This is a genomic window from Pseudarthrobacter sp. 05T312 (assembly GCF_056396685.1).
In genome coordinates this window covers 24205-48404 of sequence record NZ_JBFTLY010000001.1, presented here as the reverse complement: position 1 = coordinate 48404, position 24200 = coordinate 24205, and the positions used below count along the sequence as shown (strand labels likewise).

The window sequence follows — 24200 nt, the reverse complement described above, 5'->3', positions numbered from 1 at the left end:
TTGATGTGAACCTCGTCACTTAAACCGGTTTTCGGCTTGGAGCTTAGGTTTGCCTACCCTACAGTTTTCAGACATAGGCAACATTAGTGTTGCGCAATAGGACCTCGGTTCAAGCAGACTTTTTTCCCCACCGAAAGCAGCCTCAATGAAGATCCGCAACAGCGCGCTGGCAGGCATCGCACTCGCCGCCACCGCAGCTCTCGGCCTGACCGCCTGCGGCGGCGGCACCCCGGCAGGCAACGGCTCCTCCGCCTCCGGCGGCGCGGCCTCCGGCGAGATCACCGTCTACAACGCCCAGCACGAAAGCCTCACCCAGGAATGGGTGGACGCCTTCACCGCTGAGACCGGAATCAAGGTGACCCTCCGCCAGGGCGATGACACGGAAATGTCCAACCAGATCATCCAGGAAGGCCAGGCCTCCCCCGCGGATGTGTTCCTGACCGAGAACTCCCCCGCCATGACGCAGGTTGAGAACGCCGGCCTGTTCGCGGACGTCAACAAGGACACCCTGGACCAGGTCCCGGCCGAGTTCTCTCCGTCCACCGGGAAGTGGACGGGCATCGCGGCCCGCTCCACCGTGCTGGTGTACAACAAGACCAAGCTCACCGAGGACCAGCTGCCCAAGTCGATGCTGGACCTGGCCAGCCCGGAGTGGAAGGGCCGCTGGGCTGCCTCGCCCACCGGCGCCGACTTCCAGGCGATCGTCTCGGCCCTGCTGGAACTCAAGGGCGAGTCCGCCACGGAGGACTGGCTGAAGGCCATGAAGGACAACTCCAAGGCCTACAAGGGCAACAGCACTGCCATGAAGGCTGTCAACGCCGGTGAAGTGGATGCCGCCCTCATCTACCACTACTACTACTACGGCGACCAGGCCAAGACCGGCGAGAACTCCAACAACGTCACGCCGTACTACTTCAAGAACCAGGACCCGGGCGCGTTCCTGTCCGTCTCCGGCGGCGGCGTGCTCAAGTCCTCCAAGAATGCTGCCGCTGCGCAGGCGTTCCTGAAGTTCATCACGGGCAAGAAGGGGCAGGAAGTCCTGAAGAACGGTACGTCCTTCGAGTACGCCATCGGCTCCGACGTGCCCGCCAACGACAAGCTGGTTCCCATCAAGGACCTGCAGGCTCCCAAGGTTGACGCCGCAAAGCTCAACTCGCAGAAGGTCAGCGATCTGATGACCCAGGCCGGACTACTCTAATTCCGTGACCTCCGATCTATCGGCTCCGCCAAGGGCGGGCGCGACGACGGCGGGCAGGGGCAGCAGCCCCCGCCCGCCTTTGGGCGTTTCCGCAGTATCTGTCCTGGCGGTGCTGATCGCCCTCTTCTCCCTCGTCCCGCTGGGGTACGTGGTCTACATGACGGTGGCAACCGGGTGGGATACCGCCGTCGGCCTCATCCTGCGGCCCCGCGTGGGCGAACTGCTCATGAACACGCTGCTCCTCATGGCAGCCACCATCCCGCTGTGCCTGCTGCTTGGCGTGGCGGGGGCGTGGCTGGTGGAACGGACCAACCTCCGCGGCCGCCGGATCTGGGCGGTCCTGCTGGCCGCACCGCTGGCCGTCCCGGCGTTCGTGAACAGCTACGCGTGGGTATCGGCCATCCCGTCGCTGGGCGGCCTGGGCTCGGGGATCCTGATCTCCACCCTGTCCTACTTCCCGCTGGTGTACATCCCGGCGGCCGCCACCCTCAGCCGGCTGGACCCGGCCATTGAACAGTCCGCAGCCGCGCTGGGCCTGGGCGCCTGGCGGGCCTTCTTCCGGGTGGTCCTCCCCCAGTTGCGGATCGCCCTGACCGGTGGCGCGCTGCTGGTGGGACTGCACCTGCTCGCCGAATACGGCGCCTTCGCCATGATCCGCTTCGACACCTTCACCACTGCGATCATGACCCAGTACCGGTCCACGTTCAACGGGGCCGCCGGAAACATGCTGGCCAGCGTGCTGGTGTTCTTCTGCCTGCTCCTGCTGCTGGCGGAGGTCCGCAGCCGCGGCACCGCCCGGTACGCCAGGATCGGCTCGGGGGTCCAGGCCAGGGCGCTGCGCCTCCCGCTGCACGCCTACCAGGTCCCTGGCCAGGTCTTCCTGCTGGCACTCACGGCACTGGCGTTCGGCCTCCCGTTGTACTACGTGCTCAAGTGGATCGTGGCCGGCGGCGCCGAGGTGTGGGCCGCCGCCGAGTTCCTTCCGGCGCTTTTTGCCACCTTCGGGTATGGGCTCGCCGGTGCCGCGGCCACCATCGTGGTCGCCTTCCCCATGGCATACCTGGCGGTCCGGAAGCCCGGCTGGTTCAGCAAGTCCCTGGAACTGTCCAACTACGTCACCAGCTCCATGCCGGGCATCGTGGTGGCCCTGGCCTTCGTGACCGTCAGCATCCGCCTGGCGCCTGGGATCTACCAGACGGCCGGAGTGCTGGTGGCAGCCTACGTACTGCTGTTCCTCCCGCGCGCCCTGGTGAACCTTCGGGCCGGACTGGCGCAGGCCCCCAAGGAACTCGATGAGGCAGCCCAGGCGCTGGGCAAGCCCCCGCTTCTGGCGTTCATCCGCGTCACCCTGCGGCTCACTGCCCCGGCCGCGGCCGGCGGCGCAGCCCTGGTGTTCCTGGCCATCGCCAACGAACTCACCGCCACCTTGCTCCTCTCTCCCAACGGGACCAAGACGCTGGCCACCGAGTTCTGGAGCAAGAGCAGCGAGATCGATTACGCCGGCGCCGCGCCCTATGCCCTGCTGATGATCCTGCTTTCCGCGCCCATGACCTATCTCCTCTTCCAACAGTCCAAGAAAGTAGCCGGACAGTGACAGCACCATCAACCCGCAGGCTGCCCGAGCCGCGGGTGGCACCTTCGGTGGCAGCCACCACCAACAGCCACCTGCAGATCACGGACGTCACCAAGAACTTCGGATCCCAGGCGGTCCTCAGGGGCGTCAACCTGTCCGTGGCCAAGGGCGGGACCACCGCGATCGTGGGTCCGTCCGGTTCCGGCAAGACCACCCTCCTGCGCCTGATCGCAGGGTTCGAGCACCCGGACACCGGGACCATCTCGCTCAACGGCACCACCGTGGCCGGCGAGGGCGCGTGGCTTCCGGCGCATAAACGGCAGATCGGGTACGTGGCCCAGGACGGGGCACTGTTCCCGCACCTGAACGTTGGCCAGAACATTGCCTTCGGCTTGAATCCGGCCCGGCTCGACGGCGGACGCCGCGCCGTGAACGCCCGCGTGGCGGAGCTGCTGGAAATGGTGTCGCTGGATCCCTCCATGGCCAAGCGCCGGCCGCACCAGCTTTCCGGTGGACAGCAGCAGCGCGTTGCCTTGGCCCGCGCCCTCGCACGCGAGCCGGAACTGATGCTGCTGGACGAGCCGTTCTCAGCCCTGGACGCGGGCCTGCGCGTGGCCACCCGCCGCGCCGTGGCCAAGGTCCTGGCCGAGGCCGGCGTCACCACCATCCTGGTCACCCATGATCAGGCCGAGGCATTGTCCTTCGCGGACCAGGTGGCCGTGATGCGCGGCGGCAAGCTGGCACAGATCGGCAACCCCTTCGTGGTGTACACCCGGCCCGCGGACCGGGCCACCGCCGAGTTCCTGGGCGACGCCGTCATCCTGGACGCCTGGCTGGAAGGGACCCTGGCCACCTGCTCCCTGGGCGGCATCCCGGTGCGCAGGCCACCGGCGCAGGGCCGCGTGCAGCTGATGCTGCGGCCGGAACAGATCCGCATTGCCGAGGACGGCCCCATCCGCGGTGTGGTGGTGGATACCGACTACTTCGGGCCCGAAACCACTGTGCGGCTGAAGCTCAATGTGCCCAAGGAAGTGGCGGAGCACGCCGACCACCGCTACCCGGGCGGCGGCGAAGTGATCACCATCCGGCACTGGAACGCCTCGATCGCCCGCCCCGGCATGGAGCTCTGCCTGCGGGTGGTGGGCGAGGCCGTGGCATTCCCCATGGACGAGTAACCCCTCCAGCCACACAAGACACAGAAAAAACACCGGGCCGAAACACTGCGGCAACCTGCCCACGGCAAGCTGTGCTTACGGGGACACAACAGCAGGAGGCAGCCCAATGGAGGCACAAGGAATACGCACCGCCGAGCTCCGCATCGGCGACCAGATCGAGGCGTGGCACCGGGGCAGGCTCTTCCACAAAGGCCGGGTCACCGACGTCGTCCCGGCCCTCGAACTCTTCTGGATCCTGGACGCCCGGACCGGTGCGCGCAAGCTGCTGGACCCCGAGGCCCTGGAGATCCGCCACGTGGAACCGGCACCGGCGGCCCTCGCCGCCGCGGCCACGCTGGAGGCGGGGGCGGCACCGCCCCTCGCCCCGGCCTGACGCTCCTCGGGGGTCAGGTGTGCTCCTGGTAGACGTCCGGGACGCCGTCGTTGTCAGAGTCCACTTTTTCGAGCTCTTCGGCAAGCCGGTACTGCCGGTTGCGGGTGCGCAGGACGGCAGTCGCCAGCAGCGCCGCGATCAGTGACGCAGCCAGGATTCCCACCTTGGCGTGGTCATCGTGCAGGCTGCCCTGGCCAAAGCTGAGCTCTGCCACCAGCAGCGAGACGGTGAAACCAATCCCCGCCAGCAGGGACACACCGAACACATCGATCCACTTGAAAGAGCTGTCCAGGCGTGCCCGGGTGGCCTTGGTCAGGATCCACGTGGTGGCCAGAATGCCGATCGGCTTGCCCAGGACCAGGCCCAGGATGATGCCCAGGGCCACCGGGTCCACCAGGGCCGACCCCAGGCCCGCCCAACCACCAACGGCCACGCCCGCGGAAAAGAACGCAAAAATGGGGACGGCTACGCCGGCGGAAATAGGCCGGAACCTGTGCTCGAAAATCTCCGCGAGCCCTGGCCCGGCCTCGGGTCCGCCGGAGGCCTGCGAGCGGATCACTGGGATGGCGAAACCCAGGAGCACGCCGGCCACGGTGGCGTGGATGCCGGACGCGTGGACCAGGGCCCAGGTGACGGCACCCAGGGGCAGCAGGATCAGCCAGGCGGCGGCCGCATGGCGGCCGAAGAACCGGCGGTACTTCTGCGCAAGGAAGGCGTAGAGGGCCAGCGGGATGAGCGCCAGCAGCAACGGGGCCACCTGGATGTCGCTGGAGTAGAAGAACGCGATGATGGTGATGGCGATCAGGTCATCCACCACGGCCAGCGTGAGCAGGAAGATCCGCAGGGCGCTGGGCAGGTGGGAGCCGATGATCGCCAGGACGGCAACGGCGAACGCAATGTCCGTGGCTGTGGGGATGGCCCAGCCACGGAGCGTGTCCGGACTGGAAAAATTGACGACGGCGTAGATCACCGCCGGGACGGCCACCCCTCCCACAGCGGCCGCCACGGGCACGATCGACTTGCTGAGCTGGCGCAGGTCACCGGCCACGAATTCCCGCTTGAGCTCCAGGCCCACCAGGAAGAAGAAAATGGCCAGCAGGCCGTCCGCCGCCCAGGCTCCGAGGCTGAGGTCAAGGTGCCACGGTTCGTAGCCCAGCTTGAAGTCGCGGAGAGCGAAGTAGCTGTCCGACGCCGGCGAGTTGGCCCAGACCAGCGCGATCACGGCGGCTGCGACCAGGAGGGCTCCGCCGACGGTCTCCTTGCGGAGGATCTCGCCGATCCGCAGCGCCTCTGAGTAACTGCCGCGCGAAAAGAGCGTGGAACCGAACAAAATGTTCCGGCGCGGGGTGGGCGGCGTGGAGTTCATGGGCGTCCTTAAATCCGGGTTCGACAAATCCATGCCGACCAGACTTCCCGGCGCACCTGCTTCAATCCTAAGGGAACAGGCTTCAGCCCGCGCAACGGCCCCGGGCTGGTTCCGGCCGGCCGTGCAGCTCGATGGCCCGCACGGCCCGGTCCAGGTAGGTCCGCGCCTCCGGTGAATTGGCCAGGTGGACCAGCTCCGCCGCCACCGCCACGAGTTTTACGTTCCGGTGGCTGCTGGTGGTCACCAGCATCTGGAAGGCGTCATCGGAGCCAATTTTGAGCTGGCCCATGAGGATTCCGCGCGCCTGGTCAATCACGGTGCGGGTTGCCGTAGCGCCGGCCACGGCCTCGCGGGCGGTTTGTTCGGTTTCGCGCTGCAGCGTCCGGCTGAGATCCACCATCACGCCTTCGAGCGCCGTGACTTCGCCGTCCGGGCCGAGGACAGCCTCGCCTGAGGTCAGCACGCGCCGCGTCCGGCCCTGGGCATCGACCAGCCGGTGGTACATGCAGAAGAAGCCGCCGGTGTTGCAGACCTGCGCCACGATCTCCTCGCACCGTCCGCGGTCATCGGGATGCTTGTGGGCGAAGACCAGCTCCATGGTGGGGACCACTTCGCCCCGGCGGTATCCGTGCAGCCGGTAGGTACCGTCGGACCAGTGGAAGGTTGGGCCTGCCGGCTCGATGTCCACCCTGAAGGTTCCGGCATCGGTTTCGCTGTCCCCGAGGGCACTCGAATACGTGTACAGGCCGCTGAGCTCCGTCACAGGTCCACCTCCCGGCGTACGCCGGCCCCCAGCGGGCCGGCTTTGTCCTCGCTCCCTCCAGTATGGCCGCCCCGGTGGAGGGAAGGTAGTGCGGGAGGCCCTATGGACGCCACTCGGGAAATGCCCTAGGGCACTTGACCCGTATACCCCTAGGGGGTATATTGGCGGTGTTGTCAGTGAAGTGGTATGTCCCGGCCGGCGCACGCGCCCCAGCCTTTCACAGCCGTTCAACCCCAGCACCCCTTGATGTCTTCAACGGATTGGACCTGACATGAACAGCGGAAACCGCCCCCAGCTCCCCCTCGCGTCCTCCGGCTGCAGTTGCTGCGGCCCTTCCAGTGCCGCCCAGCCAGCCGCCCTCCCCGTTCCGTCCGCGCAGGTGTCCCCCGCCGCCGTCGTGCTGACCGAAACCGAGGCCGAGGCCGGTGCCAGCACCCAGCGCAGCTTCGCGGTGGAGGGCATGACCTGCGGGCACTGCGTCCGGTCTGTCGAGGCGGCCGTGTCCGCCGTTACCGGCGTTGCTTCAGCCTCGGTTGACCTGGTCCCCGGCGGCCGCTCCCTGCTGGCCGTCACCGGCACCGCCCCAGACGCCGACATCCGCCAGGCCGTAACGTCGGCCGGCTACGCCCTGGCCTGAGACAGCCGGCGCCCCCACATTCCGCAGCCCCGGACCAGGTCCGGGTAGCGATTGCCTCCAAGGAGGACAAATGCAGGACCATCAGCACATGCAGCATTCCACCGGCCATGGACACCACCAGCGGCCCAGCGGGACGCTCACCCAGCCGCCGGCGCACGGTGCCGGCCACGCACACGGCACCCCGGCCGACGACGACCACACCGTCCACACCCACGGCCAGCACGCCGGGCACAGCACCGCCATGTTCAAGAACAGGTTCTGGCTGACCCTGGCCCTCGCCGTCCCCGTGGTCTATTTCAGCCCCATGATGGGCCATCTCCTGGGCTACATGCCGCCGGAGTTCACAGGCTCGGCCTGGATCCCGCCGGTCCTGGGTACGGTCATCTTCGTCTATGGCGGCCAGCCGTTCCTCAAGGGCGGCGTGCAGGAGCTGAAGGACCGCTCGCCGGGGATGATGCTGCTGATCGGCATGGCCATTTCCGTGGCCTTCGCTGCGTCCTGGGTCACCAGCTTGGGGATCGGCGGCTTCGACCTGGACTTCTGGTGGGAGCTGGCGCTGCTGGTGGCCATCATGCTGCTGGGCCACTGGATCGAGATGCGCGCCCTCGGATCGGCGCAGGGCGCCCTGGATGCGCTGGCCGCCCTGCTGCCGGACGAGGCCGAACGCATCACGGACACCGGCACCGAGACTGTCCCGGTGTCCGACCTCAGCCCCGGGGACCTGGTCCTGGTCCGGCCCGGCGCCCGCATGCCGGCCGACGGCAGCGTGGTGGACGGGCAGGCCGAGTTCGACGAGTCCATGATCACCGGGGAGTCCAAGACCGTGGGCCGCGGCGCCGGGGACGCGGTGGTGGCCGGTACCGTGGCCACCGACAGCAGCGTCCGGGTCCGGGTCACGGCCGTGGGGGACCAGACTGCACTGGCCGGGATCCAGCGGCTGGTGGAGGAAGCCCAGGCGTCATCCTCCCGTGCGCAGGCACTGGCGGACCGCGCCGCGGCGTTCCTCTTCTACTTCGCTGCCGGCGCCGGCGTCCTGACCTTCATCGCGTGGACCCTGCTCGGCAGCGTCCCGGACGCCGTCACCCGCACCGTCACCGTCCTGGTGATCGCCTGCCCGCACGCCCTTGGCCTGGCTATCCCGCTGGTGATTGCCATCTCCACCGAACAGGCCGCGCGCGCCGGTGTCCTGATTAAGAACCGGATGGCACTGGAGCGCATGCGCACCATCGACGTTGTCCTGTTCGACAAGACCGGAACCCTGACCACCGGCGAACCGGAACTGAAGGACGTCGCCGTGGCGGACGACGCCGATCCCGACACCGTGCTGGCACTCGCCGCCGCGGTGGAGTCAGACAGCGAACATCCGGTGGCGCGCGCCATCGTGCGGGCCGCCAGGGAACGGAACCTGCGGCTCCCCCGCGCCACCAGCTTCACCGCCCTGACGGGCCGCGGCGTCCGGGCCGGCGTGGACGGACGTACGGTGCACGTGGGCGGGCCGGCGCTGCTGCGCGAGCTCGGCGTCGTCGAACCTGAATCCTTGGCTGCCAGTACGCGCACGTGGAGGGACCGCGGCGCCGCCGTGCTGCACGTGGTCGACGACGGCAAGGTCCTGGGCGCCGTGAGCATGGAGGATGCGGTGCGGCCGGAGTCGCGGCAGGCCGTGTCGGCCCTGCAGCGGCGCGGCGTCAAGGTGGCCATGGTTACCGGCGACGCCCACCAGGTGGCGCAGGCCGTGGCCGCGGACCTGGGCATCGACGAGGTATTCGCCGAAGTCCTGCCGGCCGACAAGGACAAGAAGGTCGCCGAGCTGCAGGGCCGCGGGATGAAGGTGGCCATGGTGGGCGACGGCATCAACGACTCCCCTGCCCTGGCACGGGCCGAGGTGGGCATCGCCATCGGCGCCGGAACCGACGTGGCCGTGGAGTCCGCCGGTGTGGTGCTGGCCGGGAATGATCCCCGGGCTGTCCTGTCCATGGTGGACCTGTCCCGCGCCAGCTACCGGAAAATGTGGCAGAACCTGGTGTGGGCCACCGGCTACAACATTCTGTCCGTGCCGCTGGCCGCCGGCGTCCTGGCCTTCGCCGGGGTGGTCCTCTCCCCCGCGGCGGGCGCCGTGCTGATGTCCGCGTCCACCGTGGTGGTGGCACTGAACGCCCAGCTCCTCCGGCGCCTGAAACTGAACCCGTCAGAGGTACGTTGAGTACTGCAGTCCGAACGGAAGGAGGGACGGCCGTGGCCACCCGTGCCGTGCCGGCCCTCCTTCGCAGGGCATGGCTGTTCGCCGCTGCCCTGGCCGTGATCGCGGGGCTGCTGGGCATGCATGTCCTGACCTCCGGGCACGCTTCGCACGGGTCAATGGCACAGGGGGCTGTTCCGCACAGCACAGCTCCGCAGCCTGCCCACGCGCCGGCCGCAGCTGCCGTGGACACACCGGACCTGGCCCCGGCCGCCTGCGGCGACGCGTGCCCGGGAGTGAAGGAGTCCGGGGCGCCCTGCGTCCCGTCCGCGCCCAGCGGCCCCCTCGCCATTTCCCCGCCGCAGGCAACCCTGGCCGTCCTGCCGCTGCAGCCGGCCGGCGGCAATCCCGCGCCCGGATACAGCTACCTGCCGCCGAGCCCCACGCCCTGCGAGGTGTCCATCAGCCGGACGTAAACCGGGCTGCGCCACCCAGCACGGCCCAGTTCCATTACTCCTGAAGGACAACCATGAACACCACTTTCAAGACCCTTTCCATCGCTGCTGCCCTGGCCGCCTCGCTCGGCCTCGCCGGATGCGCCGCCAATGCCGGTTCCGGCAACAGCATGCCCGTGGACCACGGCAGCTCCGGCGCCATGTCCAGCACCATGCCTGGCGCCGGCAGCACGCCCAGCGCCGGCGCCGACCACAACCAGGCGGACATCATGTTTGCCCAGATGATGATTCCGCACCACTCCCAGGCCGTGGAAATGAGCGACATCATCCTGGCCAAGAAGGACATGCCCGCCGACGTCACCGCGCTTGCCACCAAGATCAAGGCGGCCCAGGCGCCGGAGATCAAGCAGATGACCGGGTGGCTCACCGGCTGGAACGTGCCCACCGTGATGAGTGACCATTCCGGGCACGGCATGGCAGGCATGGTGGACGACGACGGGATCAACCAGCTCAAGTCCGCTACCGGTACCGAGGCCGCCCGGCTGTTCCTCCAGCAAATGATCGGCCATCACGAGGGCGCCATCGACATGGCCCAGCAGGAACTCAGCGCCGGCAAATTCCCGGACGCGGTCAAGCTGGGCCACGACATCGTGGATGCCCAGCAGGCGGAGATCACCCAGATGAAACAGCTGCTGGCCGCGCTGTAGCAGGCGGACCCGCGAAAGCGCGCGGCGCGGCGGCGGCACCCCGGTCCGGGAGGCCGCTGCGCGCCGTCGCGTGTTAAGTTGAAAGGCACGGGCCCGAGCGGGTCCGGCACCAGCTGGGAAAAGAGAACACCTCCTTGGACACTTCCACACCAGTACGAATCCTGACCGTCTGCACCGGAAACATCTGCCGGTCGCCGGTGGCCGAGCGGCTGCTGCAGGCAGGGCTGGACCAGGCGGTGCCGGGCGGCTTCCAGGTGTCCAGCGCCGGTACCCGGGCCCTGGTGGGCGAGCCGATGCAGCCACTCTCCGCGGAGATCGTGCGGACCTTCGGCGGGGAGCCGGAAGGGTTCGCCGCGCGGCAGCTGACGCCAAAGATCCTGCGCGGGGTGGACCTGGTGCTCACCATGACCTCCGGCCACCGCGGAGAGGTCCTCCAGCTTGACGCTTCCCTGCTCAAACGGACGTTCACCATCCGTGAGTTCGCGCGGATGCTCGATGTCCTCGATCAACGGGAAGACCGCCAGCGGGCGGACAGCCAGCTCCCCGCCGTCGCACCTTCGCAGGACACCGGGTCCGACGTCGATGGCGGGCTCGGTGCGAATGCCGCCTTGTGGCGGGGGCTCCCGGCGCGGGCCGCCGGAGTAAGGCACCTCTCGCTGCCGGCCGATTCCTCGGACAACGACATCGTGGACCCCTACCGCCACGCTCCGGAGGTCTACCGGGAGATGGAGGACCAACTGGCCCCAGCGATCGTCTCCATCCTGCGCCACGCACGGCTCAACTCCCCGGTCCATGGGGGCGCCAGGTGACAGTTTGGATACTCCTGTAGCCAATAGGGGCCTGCGGGACGGACACTGATCCCACCAGTCACAATGAGGTGGAGGCGGCATGAGCGTTCCAGGCGGTTCTGATTCATCCGGCGCCGGAAATTCCGGCTCCCGGAAACCCGGCCCAACCAGTTCCCCCCGGCCTGCCTGGATGCTTGCCCTGGGGCGGCGCCGCTGGATCGCCGCGCTGGTGGCGCTGGTGCTGGTGGTGGCCGCCGGCGTCGCGGTCTTCAGCCTGAACCGGGCCGGCCAGGAAGCCCAGCCGGCAGCCACCCAGACCCAGTCGCCCAGCCCGACGCCCACGCCCTCGCCCACGCCGTCGGAAACTCCTCCACCGGCCCCCGCCCCACCGCCACCACCGGCGCCGATCCCGGACCTGCCGGCGGCCCCCATGAACATCCTTGTCATCGGCAGCGACATCCGTGACACCCCGGCCCGCGACGCCGCGGCCCACACGGCTGCCACCGGCGAACCCCAGGACCAGCGGGCGGACACCCTCATGGTGGTCCACGTCCCTGCCGACCGGCGGAACCTCTACCTCATCTCGATCAACCGGGACAACTGGGTGGACATCCCCGGTTTCGGCAGCGCCAAGATCAACGCCGGGCTGCAGTACGGCGGTATCGACATGGAGACCGCCACCGTGCAGCAGCTGCTGGGCATCACCATCGACCACACCCTGATGCTTGACTTCGGCGGGTTCAAGCTCCTGGTGGACGGCCTGGGCGGCATCGACGTCAACGTGCCCATGGACTTCCAGTCCAGCATCGAAACCCAGCACGTCTTCAGCGCCGGCATGAACCACCTCGATGGCCAGGCCGCCCTCGAATTCTCCCGCGAGCGCTACGCCTTCTCCGACGGCGATTTCCAGCGGGTCCGCGACCAGCAGATCATGCTCCGCGCGATCCTGGCCCGGCTCACGGGAGGCGGCGCCCTCAACGATGTGACAGCGGTGCGGTCGCTGGTCGATTTCGCCTCCTGCTGCCTGACGGTGGACAAGGCCTTTGACCCCGTCCAGGCTGCCATCCTCGCGTACAGCCTGCGCAACCTTGACGTGAACGCCATCGGAACCATGACCCTTCCCACGCTGGGATCCGGCTTTGTGGCCGGCCAGTCCGTGCTGTTTCCCGATTACGCTGGCATTGCGGCGGTGGGTGCGGCCTTGCGGGAGGGCCGGATCGGCGACTTCGCGAAGCCTTAGCCCGGGAGGCGCGCAGCGATGCGCATACCCGTTGCCGCGGCGGATATTCCTTTCCGCGGCCCACATCCCGGGGGCGCCAGGGAATCTGCGCGTCGCGGGTGAATTTGCGCGTCGTACACCCCGGGTTCACCCGGCCGCCAGCGTTTGTGTGCCGGCCCGGGAAAGGCTGGGGACATGACTGAGTCTTCCCAGGCCGGGGTTTCCCGCCGCACCATCGTCAAGAGTTCCGTCCTCGCCGCCGCGCTGGCCTCCGTTCCTGCAGCCAACGCAACGGCCGCCACCCAGTCTCCCGCCGGCGTCGCGCTGGTCCGCAACCGGCTCACCCTGCCCAGCGGCATCGCCACAGGCGACGTCACCTCCGATTCCGCCGTGCTCTGGTCCCGTGCCTCGGGCGCCGGGCGGATGACGGCAGTCCTGCGGGCAGTGGACGACGCCGGCCAGGTCCTGCGCGGGCGCGGCGCCTTTGAGCGGGTCCTCCGCGGGCCCCGCGCCACCCAGGCGTCCGACTTCACCGCGAAGATCCACGCCGGGAACCTGCCGTCCAACACCCGCTTCGCGTTGGAGATCAGCTTCGAGGACGACGGCGGCGCGGCCGGCGAGACGGTCAGCGGCGGCTTCCGCACGGCGCCGGACGCCGGGACGTTCAACGGCAAGGGCCGCACCGGTGCGACGGGCAACGGCGGCGGGGTCCCGGCGTCGTCCGCGCAAAGCTTTGTGTGGACCGGCGACACGGCCGGCCAGGGGTGGGGCATCAACGAGGAGATCGGCGGCATGCGCGGCTACCGGGCCATGCACCAGACCCGCCCGGACTTCTTCATCCACTCCGGGGACACCATCTACGCCGACGGCCCCATCGCCGAAACCGTGGTGGAAAAGGACGGGCAGGTGTGGCGGAACCTGGTGACGGAAGAGGTGTCCAAGGTTGCCGAGACGCTCACCGAATTCCGCGGCCGGCACCGCTACAACTCCATGGACGCCAACATGCGCGCCCTGTTCGCGGACGTGCCGGTGATCGCCCAATGGGATGACCACGAGACGCACAACAACTGGTACCCGGGCCAGATCCTCGACGACTCCCGCTACACCGTGCGGGACGTCAACACCCTCGCCGCCCGCGGCCGGCAGGCCTGGCAGGAGAACATGCCCATCGCGGACAGCTCGGCGATCTGGCGTCCGGGAACATTCGACGCCGCCGGCACGTACCAGCCCGCCCGCATCTACCGGAAGATTTCCCGCGGCCCGCAGCTGGACATCTTCTGCCTGGACATGCGCACCTACAAGTCCCCCAACACCGACGGCAAGGAACCCTACGCCACCGCCATCCTGGGCCAGGAGCAGGTGGACTGGCTGGTCAGCGAGGTCAGCAAATCCAAGGCCACCTGGAAGGTGATCGCCAACGACCTGCCGCTGGGCGTCGTGGTGCCGGACGGCCCGGTGAACGAGGAAAGCGTGTCCAACCGCGACGCCGGTGCCCCCTTGGGCCGTGAACTGGAGCTCGCCGGGGTGCTGAGTGCCTTCAAGCGCAACGGCGTCAAGAACACGGTGTGGCTCACCGCCGATGTGCACTACTGCGCCGCCCACCACTACTCCCCCGAACGCGCAGCCTTCACGGACTTCGACCCGTTCTGGGAGTTCGTGGCCGGCCCCATCGCGGCAGGATCCTTCGGCCCCAACGCCATGGACGGCACGTTCGGCCCCGAGGTGGTGTTCTCCAAGGCCGGACGCTTCGCCGGTGAGTCCTCACGCGACGGCGAAAACCAGTTCTTCGGGCACGTCCAGCTGGGTGAGGACAACAGCTTCACCGTGAGCCTCCGCAACGCCAACGGCGCCACCGTGTTCTCGAAGGTCCTGACCCCCGAGCGGTAACGTCGGTTCCCTCCCGTTCTGTTGCAATGGCGACTGCGGCGCACGCACCCACGGTGCCCTGCCGCCGTCGCCCGTTATTTTCCGCCGTGCCGTGGGTACGCCGTGGGTAATGTTCCTGCATTTGGCACGGCGAGCGGACGGGGTGGTGTTGTGAAGGATGAGCGGACGAAGGGTGCTGCGGCGGACGACGACGGCCTGACCCAGGCAGTCCAGGAGGCCGGGGCCGTGGAGCTGCTGTTGATCCGGCACGGGGAAAGCGAAGGCAACGTTGCGGCCACCGAGGCGCGGGAAGCCGGGGTGGAGGTCATCGAGGTTCCCGCCCGCGATGCGGACGTGAACCTGTCCGGGACGGGACGGGACCAGGCCAAAGCGCTGGGCAGCGCCCTGGGCCGGATCGCTGCGGAGCTGCGGCCGGACGCTGTGGTGTCCTCCCCCTATGCTCGGGCCCGGCAGACGGCCGAGATCGCGGTGGAAACCGCCGGGTGGCCGGTGCAGGTGCGCACGGACGAGCGGCTCCGGGACCGTGAGCTGGGCATCCTGGACCGGCTCACCCGGCTGGGAGTGGAGAACCGCTACCCGGAGGAATCCGAGCGCCGGGACTGGCTCGGCAAGCTGTACTACCGGCCGCCCGGAGGGGAATCCTGGGCCGACGTGGCACTGCGGCTCCGGTCCGTCCTGGCGGAGTTGAACAACCTGGGCAACGGACACCGGGTGATGCTGGTGTGCCACGACGCCGTGATCATGCTGTTCCGCTACGTGCTGGACGGGCTCAGTGAAGAAGAGCTGCTGGACCTTGCCGCCAGGGAAGCCATCCTCAACGCGTCGGTGACCCGGTTCGTCCGCCCGTCCGGCGCGGGCCCGTGGACACTGGAGAGCTTCAATGTTGCCGACCACCTGGCCGAGCAGGGCGTCGCGGTCACGGAGCACGGAGGAGATACCAGTGTCCAGCCGCAGTGACTCCTCTCCCGTCCCCGTAACGCCCTCGCTCCTGCGGGACTGGCGGTTGCCGGCACCGGGCGCTGACAAGTATTCCCGCGGCTCGGTGCTGGTGGTGGGCGGCGCCCGCTCCACCCCCGGTGCGGCACTGCTGGCAGGCGTTTCGGCGCTGCGTGCGGGAGCGGGGAAACTTACGCTGGCCGTGGCGGAGTCGGTGGCCGTACAACTTGGAGTGGCGGTACCGGAATGCGGGGCCATCCCGATGCCGGAAACGTCCGGCGGCTCCGTCAAGGCCGAACTCGATGGCATCTCCTCCTACCTGGACCGGGCGGACACCCTGCTGGTCGGGCCCGGGCTGGACGACCCCGACCTCGCCGGCGAACTGCTGCAGGCCATGCTTCGCCGCGAGGCTGGCCGTGGCGGGGACGGCACCTCCGGCGATCCCGACGGCAGCCAAGGAGGTCCCGCCGTCGTCCTCGATGCCTATGCCCTGGCCGCTATGGTGCACCTGGAGGACCAGCTGGACCCTTGGCGCGGCCGGTTGATCCTCACGCCGAATCCCACCGAAGCGGCGATCCTGCTGGGACGGGACGTGGCGGACCTCGAAAAGGACGTCGCCGAAATCTCTGAACGGTTTGGTGCCGTGGTCAGCTGCCAGGGGCTGATCAGCAAGCCAACGGGGCTCGATGCCGACGGCCCCGCCCTGTGGAAAATCACCACCGGGTACGGCGGTTTGGGCACGTCCGGCAGCGGCGACGTCTTGGCGGGGGCGATTTCCGGGCTCCGGGCGCGCGGCACCACCGCCGCGCAGGCAGCCTGCTGGGGTACGCACCTGCACGCGGCGGCCGCGGACCGGCTGGCCAGCAGGATGGGGCCGCTGGGATTCCTGGCCCGCGAGCTGGCCGATGAACTGCCCGCGCTGATGCTGGAACTCAGCGTCTGAACGCAGGCCCCGGCGGCGGGGCCGGGCGGCCGGATCCCGGACGCATGTCCCCGGACGCGTGGATGGCCCCCGGCCGGAACCGGGGGCCACCGTGGCGGGAGGTTAAGGCCTACGCTGCCGATGCGCTGTCTGGCGCTGTGGCGTGCACAGAATGGCGATACGCCCCAAAAAGGCAGTCAACAGATGTGCCCGCCTCCCGGTCCTGTGGTGAAACTAAGCGGCGATTTCCTGCTTTGCCCCCTTCGTTTCAATCTCGATCTTGCGCGGCTTGGCCTTTTCGGCGACCGGGATCCGCAGCGTCAGGACGCCGGCGTCGTAGCTGGCCTTGACGTGGTCAGTATCCAGCGTGTCACCGAGGATCAGTTGGCGGCTGAAGACGCCGCGCGGCCGTTCGGAGGCGACCAATTCGGTGTCCTTGCCCACGGGGTCCGGGCGTTCGGCCCGCACCGTCAGGACATTCCGTTCAACATCCAGGTCCACCGAGTCCGCCGTAACGCCGGGCAAATCGAAGGCCACGACGAATTCCTGGTCCTCACGCCATGCATCCATCGGCATCGCCGCCGGGCGTGCAGCCGTGCCGAGGACCTGCTGGGCCAGCCTGTCCAGCTCGCGGAACGGATCGGTTCGCATCAACATGGCTTCCCTCCTCGTAAGAGATGGTCCAACATCATTTCCCACATCAGCCGATCTATGGTGGCTGATATAGATTTTTTAGCACTGGAAGACCAGGTCCGCAAGGGTTTCCAGCAGCGGATTCCGGAAGATTTTCCGCCCCCGTGGGCACACAAAAGGGCCCTTCCAGCTGTGCATAGGCAGGCAGTGGAAGGGCCCTTTCCGAGGATGGCGGTCAGTCCCTGGTGGGGTCCGGGCGGAGCGGCGCGGGGCCGGGATCCGGGACGGGCAGCGGGCCCGGGGGCTCCGGCGCGGGGAACGGGTTCGGGGACGGCGGGCCGGGCGGGCGCGGCTGGGTGGGGTCCGGGGAGGTGGGCTCCGGGCCGGGTTCCGGCGGAAACGGCTCAGGTTCGTGCACTGGCGGGATGGTCATGAACTTCCCTTCTCACACTGGGCGGATGTGCCTTGAACTGACCAGCCTACGCTTGCGCCCCGCCGGCAACCACCCTCCACTCCCCGGTTGCTCCATCAGTCGTGGTTCCTAGACACCGGGTTTGGGAGCCGTAAGTGATGGAGCATCACGACGGCGGGAGGTTTCCACCGTGCGCAGCGCTTAGTCCGCGGCACCCACCAGCCGCAGCCAGGACCCCAACTGGCCGGGGTCCGCCTCGCCGCAGCGGTAGCCGACGTACCCGTCCGGGCGGACCGCCACCACGCCCCGCCCGGGGTGGCTGGTGAGCCGGTGGACGTGGACCAGTGGCGAACCGGGACCCGCAGGGAAAGCGGGGCCGGCACCCGCGGGGCCCGGGCCGGCGTCGCGCTCGAACAACAGGTGTATGCCCGGCACAGCGGTCAGGTCGTGAAGTCGGGCCACCCGTCCGCCCACGGCGGCGGGCCCGTCCGGCAGCCGCTCCCCAGGCCGCGGCCATCCGCCGCCCCTGGGCATCCGGTCACGTGATATCGCACTGCCGCGGTAGTTCACGAACGGCTGGGCCAGCAGCCTGATGCCCTTGGAAGTGAGCCACCGCCGGCGCAGCAGCAGCGGCAGCACCGGCGCGAAGACGGGCAGGACGCTCCGGGCCAGGCGGGCCACCCGATGCGGCGAGGCTTCGCCGAAAAAGATCACGTGCGTCAGCGCCAGCACCCGCCGGGCCGCCAGCCGCCGCTCCTGTCCGTAGCTTTCCAGCAGTTCCGGGAGCGGCGTGCCTGCGGACGAGGCGAAGCCCAGCTTCCAGCCGAGGTTGAGGGCATCGAGGATGCCGTTGTTCATGCCCTGGCCGGCGGCGGGTGAGTGGGCGTGCGCGGAATCTCCGGCCAGGAAGACGGGACTGGAGCCGAAGGTGCTGGCAATCCGGTGCTGCAGCGGAATCTGCGCCGACCAGCGCACCTCGCTGACCGCAGCACCCAGACCGGATCCACCCAGTCCCGACTCCCCCACCAGCCTGGCCACCTCCTCGGCGGGAATGGGTGGACCCAGCTGGCCGAACCGGGCTCCGGGCGCCGGGGTTGCCGGACGGGTTGCCAGCATCCGCCAGGTGGCACCCTCGCCCAGCGCGAACAGGAAGACCAGCCCGGCTGCGCCGACGGCCACGTGCAGCAACCCCTCGTCCAGGGAGCCATCAAGTTCAAGGTCGGCCATGACCGCTTCCACCCCGTACGGGCCCCCGCGCCACTGCGCACCGGTCAGGCCCCGGACAGTACTTGCCTGCCCGTCGCAGCCGGCCAGGAACCGGGACACGTGGTGCTCCGCCAGGTTGCGCCCCAGGCCCCCGGCGGGATGCAGCTCCGCGCGCACCAGGCTTTGCGTGGACGCCAGGGCTGGCTCCCGCTCGAACCCGCGGAACTCCACGCCCCAGTCCACGTGGATCCCCCGGGCCTGAAGCGCCTGGCAGAGGACGTCCTCGACGTCGGCCTGCCGGACCAGGGTGAGGTGTGGGAAGGCCGTGTCCGGGAGGTCCGCGTGGCCCAGCCGGGCTTCGACAACGTGCCGGCCCAGGTGGATGCGTGCCTCGGGAGTGGTGTCGGCGCGGTTGAGCAGCTCATCGGTCACCCCCAGGGGGCGCAGGCCCTCCAGCGCCCTGGCGTGCAGCATCATGGCGCGGGAAGGACGCGCTCTGCTCGCGCGCCGGTCCACCACCCGAACTGTGGCGCCGTGGGCGTGCGCCTGGAGGGCAGTGGTGAGTCCGGCGGGACCAGCGCCGACCACCAGGACGTCGCTGTCCGCCGTCGTACCTTGACCGGGTGCCATGGGCGGCGGATGTTAGTTGGGGTTGAGGAGCCGCCACCAGGCGTGGTCTGCCTGGACGGCGGCCGTCATCGCGGCGGGGTTGGCGAGCACCTCGTCGCGGCGCAGTCCAGGAAGCACCTTGTAGCTGATGGACCCGGGGACGCTGACCAGTTCCAGGACGCGCCACAGGGCTGCGGCGTACTTGCGGGCGCGTTCTGGACCGTCCCATTCGTACAGCCCGCGGTAGGCGCCGAAGGTGTCGTGGGCGCACCAAAGCTTGGAGACAAACCCCGGGAACCCCACAAAGAGCGGGGTGTTCAGCAGGCTCTCCGCCTCGAACAGGCGGTGCGCCCTGCCGCGGACCAGCCGGAGGGTGAAGGCCACCACCAGGACGCAGGGCTCGGCGGTCCGGCGGTCGACGGAGGTCTCCCGGTAGACCCGCGCGGTGCTTCCGTCGGCGAACCGCAGCACCCTGCCAACATTGTGTTTCGGAAGATGGACCTGCCGGCGGACCAGCATGGCACCGGACGCCGCCACGCAGCGGGCCACCGCCAGCCATGCCTGGGCCCGGGGAGCGGGTCCGGATTCGACGGTCATGGTGCCTCCTATCCTCGCAAAGCCCTTCCAGCCTGCCGGGCCGCGCGGCAGGCACCCAGAGTCTTTCGCCCCTTTCGGCTCCCCCGGTAGCGAACGCCCTGCGGGGTTGCCGGAGGGGGTCTATATATTGAATCCATGACCTCCACTTTCCTGCAGGATTCCACCGGTACCGCTGCCCCGGTCCCCCCGGTTGCCAAGAAGATCCCCACCGAACGCACGCACCACGGGGAGACGTTCGTGGACAACTACGAGTGGCTGCGGGACAAGGAATCGGCGGAGGTGGTGGAGCACCTGAGGGCCGAAAACGCCTACCAGGAAGCCGTCACCGCGCACCAGGCACCGCTCCGGGAGGCCATCTTCCAGGAGATCAAGGGCCGCACCCAGGAGACCGACCTGTCCGTCCCGCACCGCAAGGACGGCTGGTGGTACTTCAGCCGCTCCGCGGAGGGCAAGGAGTACGGCATCCACTGCCGGGTAAAGGCAGAGGACACCGGGGACAAGGTGGCCGACTGGACGCCGCCGGCCGTGGAGGCCGGGGTGGAAATCCCGGGCGAGGAGATCCTTCTGGACGGCAACGTGGAGGCCGAAGGCAAGCCGTTTTTCTCCGTTGGCGGGACGGCGGTCACCGTGGACGGAAACCTGTACGCCTATGCGGTGGACAACGCCGGCGACGAACGCTTCACGCTGCGGATCAAGGACCTGCGCACGGGCGGCCTGCTGCCGGATGTCATCGAGAACATCTTCTACGGGGTGGCGTTCTCCCCGGACGGCACCCGCCTGTTCTACACCGTGGTGGACGACTCCTGGCGCCCGTACCAGGTGAAGGCGCACGTCCTGGGCACGCCCGTGTCGGAGGACGTGGTGGTGTACCAGGAGGACGACGCCGCCATGTGGCTGGGCTTCGAACTCTCCGCGGACCGGCGCCACCTGGTGCTGGGGATCGGATGCTCGGAGTACAGCGAAACCAGGCTGCTGCGCTTCGACGATCCTGCCGGCACCGTCACTACGGTGATTTCCCGCAACGAGCGCGTCCTGTACGAGGCAGAGCCTTTCCTGCTGGACGGGGAGGAACGCATCCTGCTCACGCACAACCGCGGCGCCATCAACTCCATGGTCTCCCTGGCTTACCCGGCCGAGCTGGAAAAGCCGCTGGCCGAGCAGGCCTGGCAGACCGTCGTCGGGCATTCCGACGACGTGCGCGTCAACGGCGCCGGCGTCACCGCCACGCACCTGGTGGTGTCCATCCGCAAGGACACCATCGAACGCGTGCAGGTGATGGGACTGGCCGGCCTGGGCACGCCCGCCCAGCAGGAGCCCGTGGAACCGGCTTTCGACGAGGAGCTTTACACCGCCGGCGTGGGCGGCTCGGACTATGAATCCCCCGTCATCCGGCTGGGCTACACGTCCTACTTCACGCCGTCGCGCATCTACGATTTCGTCCTGCCCACGCCCGGGCAGCCGGCCGGTGAGCTGCTGCTGCGCAAGGAAAGCCCGGTCCTGGGCGGCTATGACGGCAGCGACTACGTGGCCACCAGGGAATGGGCGACCGCCGGCGACGGCACACGTATCCCGCTGTCCGTCTTGCGGCACAAGGGCGTGAAGCAGGATTCGACGGCGGCTGGCCTGGTCTACGGGTACGGCTCGTATGAGATGAGCATGGACCCGGGCTTCGGCATCGCGCGGTTGTCGCTGCTGGACCGCGGCATCGTGTTCGTGATCGCCCACATCCGCGGCGGCGGCGAGCTGGGGCGGCACTGGTACGAGGACGGCAAGAAGCTCACCAAGAAGAACACCTTCACCGACTTCGTGGACGCCACCGACTGGCTGGCAGGCTCCGGATGGGTGCACCCGGCCCGGATCGCCGCTCTCGGCGGCTCCGCGGGCGGGCTGCTGATGGGCGCCATCGCCAACATGGCGCCCGAAAAGTACGCCGCCATTGTGGCGCAGGTGCCGTTCGTGGACCCGCTCACCAGCATCCTGGACCCGGACCTGCCGCTCTCCGCGCTGGAGTGGGAGGAATGGGGCAACCCCATCACCGATCCCCAGGCCTACGCCTACATGAAGTCCTACTCCCCGTATGAGAACGTGCGGGAGGTGGCGTACCCCAAGATCGCCGCCGTGACGTCCTTCAACGACACCCGGGTCCTCTACGTGGAGCCGGCCAAGTGGGTGCAGGAACTGCGGAACAAGACCACGGGGACCGAGCCCATCGTCATGAAGATCGAGATGGACGGCGGCCACGGCGGCGCCTCCGGCCGGTACGTGCAGTGGCGCGAACGGGCCTGGGACTACGCGTTCATCGCCGATGCCCTGGGCGCCACGGAACTCCTCCCCGGCGCCGGCCTGAAGTAACCCATCGGTTGCTCCCCACCGGCCCCCTGGCCTCGCAAGCTCGGCTGGGGAACCCTGCCGGCGTGGGCCCACGTAAACGCCGTTTTCAGCCCTCAATACGGCAGTTACGGAGCAATCGATGCGCATCGGCGTACCCGTAAAAGCTCACCATGCTTACCATTGGGGGGCACTTGTTTTTCGGCACGGGATACCAGAGGAGCAGGCATGTCATTGAGTAAGGGAACGCACGTGGAGTGGAACACTTCACAGGGCAAGACGCACGGCAGGATCGTTGAGAAGAAGACCAGTGACTTCGAGCTCGACGGCAACACCCACCGCGCCAGCGAGGATGAGCCGCAGTACGTGGTGGAATCGGACAAGACCGGCGCCCGGGCGGCGCACAAGGCATCCGCGCTGACCGAGAAGAAGTAGTCCGGTGGCTGCCCAGCACGAGGTAGTGGTCATTGGCGGAGGGAACGCCGGCATCTCCCTGGCGGCGCGGCTGCAGCGCTACGGCGTCAAGGACGTGGCAGTGATCGAACCCCGGGACCACCACCTCTATCAGCCGCTTTTCTCGCATATCGCAGGCGGCCGGGCGCAGGCCGGGGAGGCCATCCGGCCGCAGCAATCGGTTATCCCCAACGGCGTGACCTGGATCCGGGATGCCGCCGCCGGCGTGGATCCGATGGGCAACACCGTCACCCTGGAATCGGGGGCCCGGGTGGCGTACGGGCAGCTGGTGGTATGCCCGGGGCTCCAGTACGACTGGGACGCGGTGCCCGGACTCGCCGAGGCTGTCCATTCGCCGAACGGCGCCTCCCACTATGAGTTTGAACTGGCCCCCAAAGCCTGGACGCTGCTCAGCGCCATGACCTCCGGGACCGCCGTGTTCACCATGCCGGCGGGCCCTATCAAGTGCGGCGGGGCCGCCCAGAAACCCATGTACCTGGCCTGCGACTACTGGCGGGAACAGGGGGTCCTGGACAAGATCCGGGTGGTGATGGTGCAGCCCTACCCCACCGTCTTCGGGGTGCCGGAGGTGGACCGCGAACTGAACCGCAAGATCTCCGAGTACGGGATTGAACTGCGGACCAACAGTGAGCTGGTTGCGGTCAGCCCTGCCGGGCGCAGGGCCACCATCCGGGACCACGCGGCCCACACCACGGAGGACCTGGCCTACGACTTCATCAATGCCGTCCCGCCGCAGTCGGCTCCGGACTGGCTCAAGGCCACGGACCTGCCGGCTGCCGGTGACGCGGGCGGCTTCGTGGAAGTGGACCGGCAGACGCTGCGCCATCTCCGCTATCCCAACGTGTGGTCCCTGGGCGACGCCGCGGGGACCACCAATTCCAAGTCCGGCGGGGCGCTGCGCAAGCAGACCAAGGTGGTGGCCAAGAACCTCGTGGCCGCCAGGAAAGGAAAGCCGCTGCGGGCGAGGTATGACGGCTACTCGGTCTGCCCGTTCACCGTGTCACGGGACACCGTAGTGTTCGCCGAATTCGACGACAACTACCGGCCCAAGCCCACCATCCCCCGGGTGCCCACCTGGAACGAGAGCCGGCTGTCCTGGGTTGTGGACCGGGACCTGTTTCCCAAGATTTACTGGAACCTGATCCTCAAGGGCCGGGCTTAAAAGCTAACCGCCAGCCCCAACACGCCATTCGGCAGCCAGGATGGCGTAGACAAGCTCGGTGGCCCACTGTCCCTTGTAACGCCATTTATCGACGTGCCGTGCCTCCGGCCGCATGCCCAGCCGACTGCAGAGTGCGGCCGAAGCATGGTTGAGTTCATCCAGCCGCGCCTCGATCCGGTGCAGGCCAAGTTCCTCGAAGCCGAGGCGGAGCACGGCGTCGGCCGCTTCCGTGCCGTAACCCTTGCCGCGGGCCGCCGGCGCCAGGGTCCACCCAACCTCGGCCTGGCCCTGGCCCGGTAGCCATTTCAGGACCACTTCACCCAGCAGGCCCGGATCTTCGGCTGCTTCGATGGCCAGGGCCACCCAGTCGCCCTCCTTCTCGAAGACGAAGTTGGCGTACCTGCCCACCCGCTCCATGGACTGCGTATAGGTCTTGGCCGGCCCGGGGAGGAAACGGGCGGTGTCCGGCAGCGAGTGGTAGGCGTGGAAGGCGTCCAGGTCGCCGCCGTCGAACCGGCGCAGGACCAGCCGTTCGGTGGTGATGGGCAGACGGATTTCAGGCATGGATCGAGGTTACGCCACCGCCCGGCAAAGAACGACGACG

At 68.6% G+C, this 24200-nt stretch carries 23 protein-coding genes; 16 read left to right on the top strand and 7 right to left on the bottom strand.

Annotation, left to right across the window (positions count from 1 at the left end; translation table 11 throughout):
• Positions 1–145 precede the first annotated feature (145 nt).
• The 4 genes from AC1DIP_RS00230 (at position 146) to AC1DIP_RS00215 (ending at position 4319) form a co-directional block, all read left to right on the top strand.
• Positions 146–1198 carry an extracellular solute-binding protein gene (locus tag AC1DIP_RS00230; RefSeq protein WP_476206978.1) on the top strand — a complete coding sequence of 351 codons (1053 nt, stop codon included), beginning with the start codon at positions 146–148 and terminating at the stop codon, positions 1196–1198.
• Positions 1199–1202: 4 nt separating this feature from the next.
• Positions 1203–2792 carry an ABC transporter permease gene (locus AC1DIP_RS00225; RefSeq protein WP_477732423.1) on the top strand — a complete coding sequence of 530 codons (1590 nt, stop codon included), beginning with the start codon at positions 1203–1205 and terminating at the stop codon, positions 2790–2792.
• The gene (locus tag AC1DIP_RS00220) at positions 2789–3946 is read left to right on the top strand and encodes an ABC transporter ATP-binding protein (RefSeq protein WP_477732422.1); all 1158 of its coding nucleotides are present in this window, start codon (positions 2789–2791) and stop codon (positions 3944–3946) included. The genes AC1DIP_RS00225 and AC1DIP_RS00220 overlap by 4 nt, the downstream gene beginning before the upstream one ends.
• Before the next feature lie 106 nt (positions 3947–4052).
• The gene (locus AC1DIP_RS00215) at positions 4053–4319 is read left to right on the top strand and encodes a hypothetical protein (protein ID WP_477732421.1); all 267 of its coding nucleotides are present in this window, start codon (positions 4053–4055) and stop codon (positions 4317–4319) included.
• 13 nt (positions 4320–4332) lie between these two features.
• Here AC1DIP_RS00215 and nhaA read toward each other — a convergent pair whose 3' ends face one another.
• Both nhaA and AC1DIP_RS00205 read right to left on the bottom strand, forming a co-directional pair.
• Entirely contained in the window at positions 4333–5685 is a 1353-nt protein-coding gene (nhaA, locus tag AC1DIP_RS00210) for a Na+/H+ antiporter NhaA (RefSeq protein WP_477732420.1), read from the bottom strand.
• A gap of 82 nt (positions 5686–5767) precedes the next feature.
• On the bottom strand, positions 5768–6448 hold the full coding sequence (locus tag AC1DIP_RS00205; protein ID WP_476206986.1) for an ANTAR domain-containing protein: 681 nt from the start codon (positions 6446–6448) through the stop codon (positions 5768–5770).
• Positions 6449–6719: 271 nt separating this feature from the next.
• On the opposite strand from AC1DIP_RS00205, the gene AC1DIP_RS00200 reads away from it, so the two are divergent.
• The 9 genes from AC1DIP_RS00200 (at position 6720) to AC1DIP_RS00160 (ending at position 16196) form a co-directional block, all read left to right on the top strand.
• Positions 6720–7085 carry a cation transporter gene (locus AC1DIP_RS00200; protein WP_476206990.1) on the top strand — a complete coding sequence of 122 codons (366 nt, stop codon included), beginning with the start codon at positions 6720–6722 and terminating at the stop codon, positions 7083–7085.
• Between the two features lie 70 nt (positions 7086–7155).
• The gene (locus tag AC1DIP_RS00195) at positions 7156–9285 is read left to right on the top strand and encodes a heavy metal translocating P-type ATPase (protein WP_477732419.1); all 2130 of its coding nucleotides are present in this window, start codon (positions 7156–7158) and stop codon (positions 9283–9285) included.
• A gap of 32 nt (positions 9286–9317) precedes the next feature.
• Positions 9318–9737: a hypothetical protein gene (locus AC1DIP_RS00190; protein ID WP_477732418.1), complete on the top strand. Its 420-nt coding sequence runs from the start codon at positions 9318–9320 to the stop codon at positions 9735–9737.
• A gap of 53 nt (positions 9738–9790) precedes the next feature.
• Complete coding sequence (locus AC1DIP_RS00185) at positions 9791–10423, top strand: DUF305 domain-containing protein (protein WP_477732417.1); 633 nt, start codon at positions 9791–9793, stop codon at positions 10421–10423.
• Positions 10424–10557: 134 nt separating this feature from the next.
• The gene (locus AC1DIP_RS00180) at positions 10558–11232 is read left to right on the top strand and encodes an arsenate reductase/protein-tyrosine-phosphatase family protein (RefSeq protein ID WP_477732416.1); all 675 of its coding nucleotides are present in this window, start codon (positions 10558–10560) and stop codon (positions 11230–11232) included.
• 169 nt (positions 11233–11401) lie between these two features.
• Positions 11402–12451, top strand: coding sequence for an LCP family protein (locus AC1DIP_RS00175; protein ID WP_477732415.1), 1050 nt, complete (start codon positions 11402–11404; stop codon positions 12449–12451).
• Between the two features lie 174 nt (positions 12452–12625).
• Positions 12626–14317: an alkaline phosphatase D family protein gene (locus AC1DIP_RS00170; protein ID WP_477732414.1), complete on the top strand. Its 1692-nt coding sequence runs from the start codon at positions 12626–12628 to the stop codon at positions 14315–14317.
• 150 nt (positions 14318–14467) lie between these two features.
• A complete protein-coding gene (locus tag AC1DIP_RS00165) occupies positions 14468–15274 on the top strand; it encodes a histidine phosphatase family protein (protein WP_477732413.1) in 807 nt (268 codons plus the stop codon).
• Complete coding sequence (locus AC1DIP_RS00160) at positions 15258–16196, top strand: NAD(P)H-hydrate dehydratase (protein WP_477732412.1); 939 nt, start codon at positions 15258–15260, stop codon at positions 16194–16196. Before AC1DIP_RS00165 ends, AC1DIP_RS00160 begins: the two co-directional genes overlap by 17 nt.
• Before the next feature lie 213 nt (positions 16197–16409).
• Here AC1DIP_RS00160 and AC1DIP_RS00155 read toward each other — a convergent pair whose 3' ends face one another.
• From AC1DIP_RS00155 to AC1DIP_RS00140, 4 genes are all read right to left on the bottom strand, one after another.
• A complete protein-coding gene (locus AC1DIP_RS00155; RefSeq protein ID WP_477732411.1) occupies positions 16410–16832 on the bottom strand; it encodes an Hsp20/alpha crystallin family protein in 423 nt (140 codons plus the stop codon).
• Positions 16833–17043: 211 nt separating this feature from the next.
• On the bottom strand, positions 17044–17241 hold the full coding sequence (locus AC1DIP_RS00150; protein ID WP_387558462.1) for a hypothetical protein: 198 nt from the start codon (positions 17239–17241) through the stop codon (positions 17044–17046).
• Positions 17242–17421: 180 nt separating this feature from the next.
• Positions 17422–19056, bottom strand: coding sequence for an FAD-dependent monooxygenase (locus AC1DIP_RS00145; protein ID WP_477732410.1), 1635 nt, complete (start codon positions 19054–19056; stop codon positions 17422–17424).
• A gap of 12 nt (positions 19057–19068) precedes the next feature.
• Positions 19069–19632 carry a hypothetical protein gene (locus AC1DIP_RS00140; RefSeq protein ID WP_477732409.1) on the bottom strand — a complete coding sequence of 188 codons (564 nt, stop codon included), beginning with the start codon at positions 19630–19632 and terminating at the stop codon, positions 19069–19071.
• Between the two features lie 135 nt (positions 19633–19767).
• On the opposite strand from AC1DIP_RS00140, the gene AC1DIP_RS00135 reads away from it, so the two are divergent.
• From AC1DIP_RS00135 to AC1DIP_RS00125, 3 genes are all read left to right on the top strand, one after another.
• Positions 19768–21984, top strand: coding sequence for a S9 family peptidase (locus AC1DIP_RS00135; RefSeq protein ID WP_477732408.1), 2217 nt, complete (start codon positions 19768–19770; stop codon positions 21982–21984).
• Between the two features lie 204 nt (positions 21985–22188).
• Positions 22189–22395 carry a hypervirulence associated TUDOR domain-containing protein gene (locus AC1DIP_RS00130; RefSeq protein ID WP_043452340.1) on the top strand — a complete coding sequence of 69 codons (207 nt, stop codon included), beginning with the start codon at positions 22189–22191 and terminating at the stop codon, positions 22393–22395.
• Between the two features lie 4 nt (positions 22396–22399).
• Complete coding sequence (locus AC1DIP_RS00125) at positions 22400–23596, top strand: NAD(P)/FAD-dependent oxidoreductase (protein WP_477732407.1); 1197 nt, start codon at positions 22400–22402, stop codon at positions 23594–23596.
• A 3-nt stretch (positions 23597–23599) separates the two neighbouring features.
• Here AC1DIP_RS00125 and AC1DIP_RS00120 read toward each other — a convergent pair whose 3' ends face one another.
• Complete coding sequence (locus AC1DIP_RS00120) at positions 23600–24160, bottom strand: GNAT family N-acetyltransferase (protein ID WP_477732406.1); 561 nt, start codon at positions 24158–24160, stop codon at positions 23600–23602.
• Positions 24161–24200: the final 40 nt, after the last annotated feature.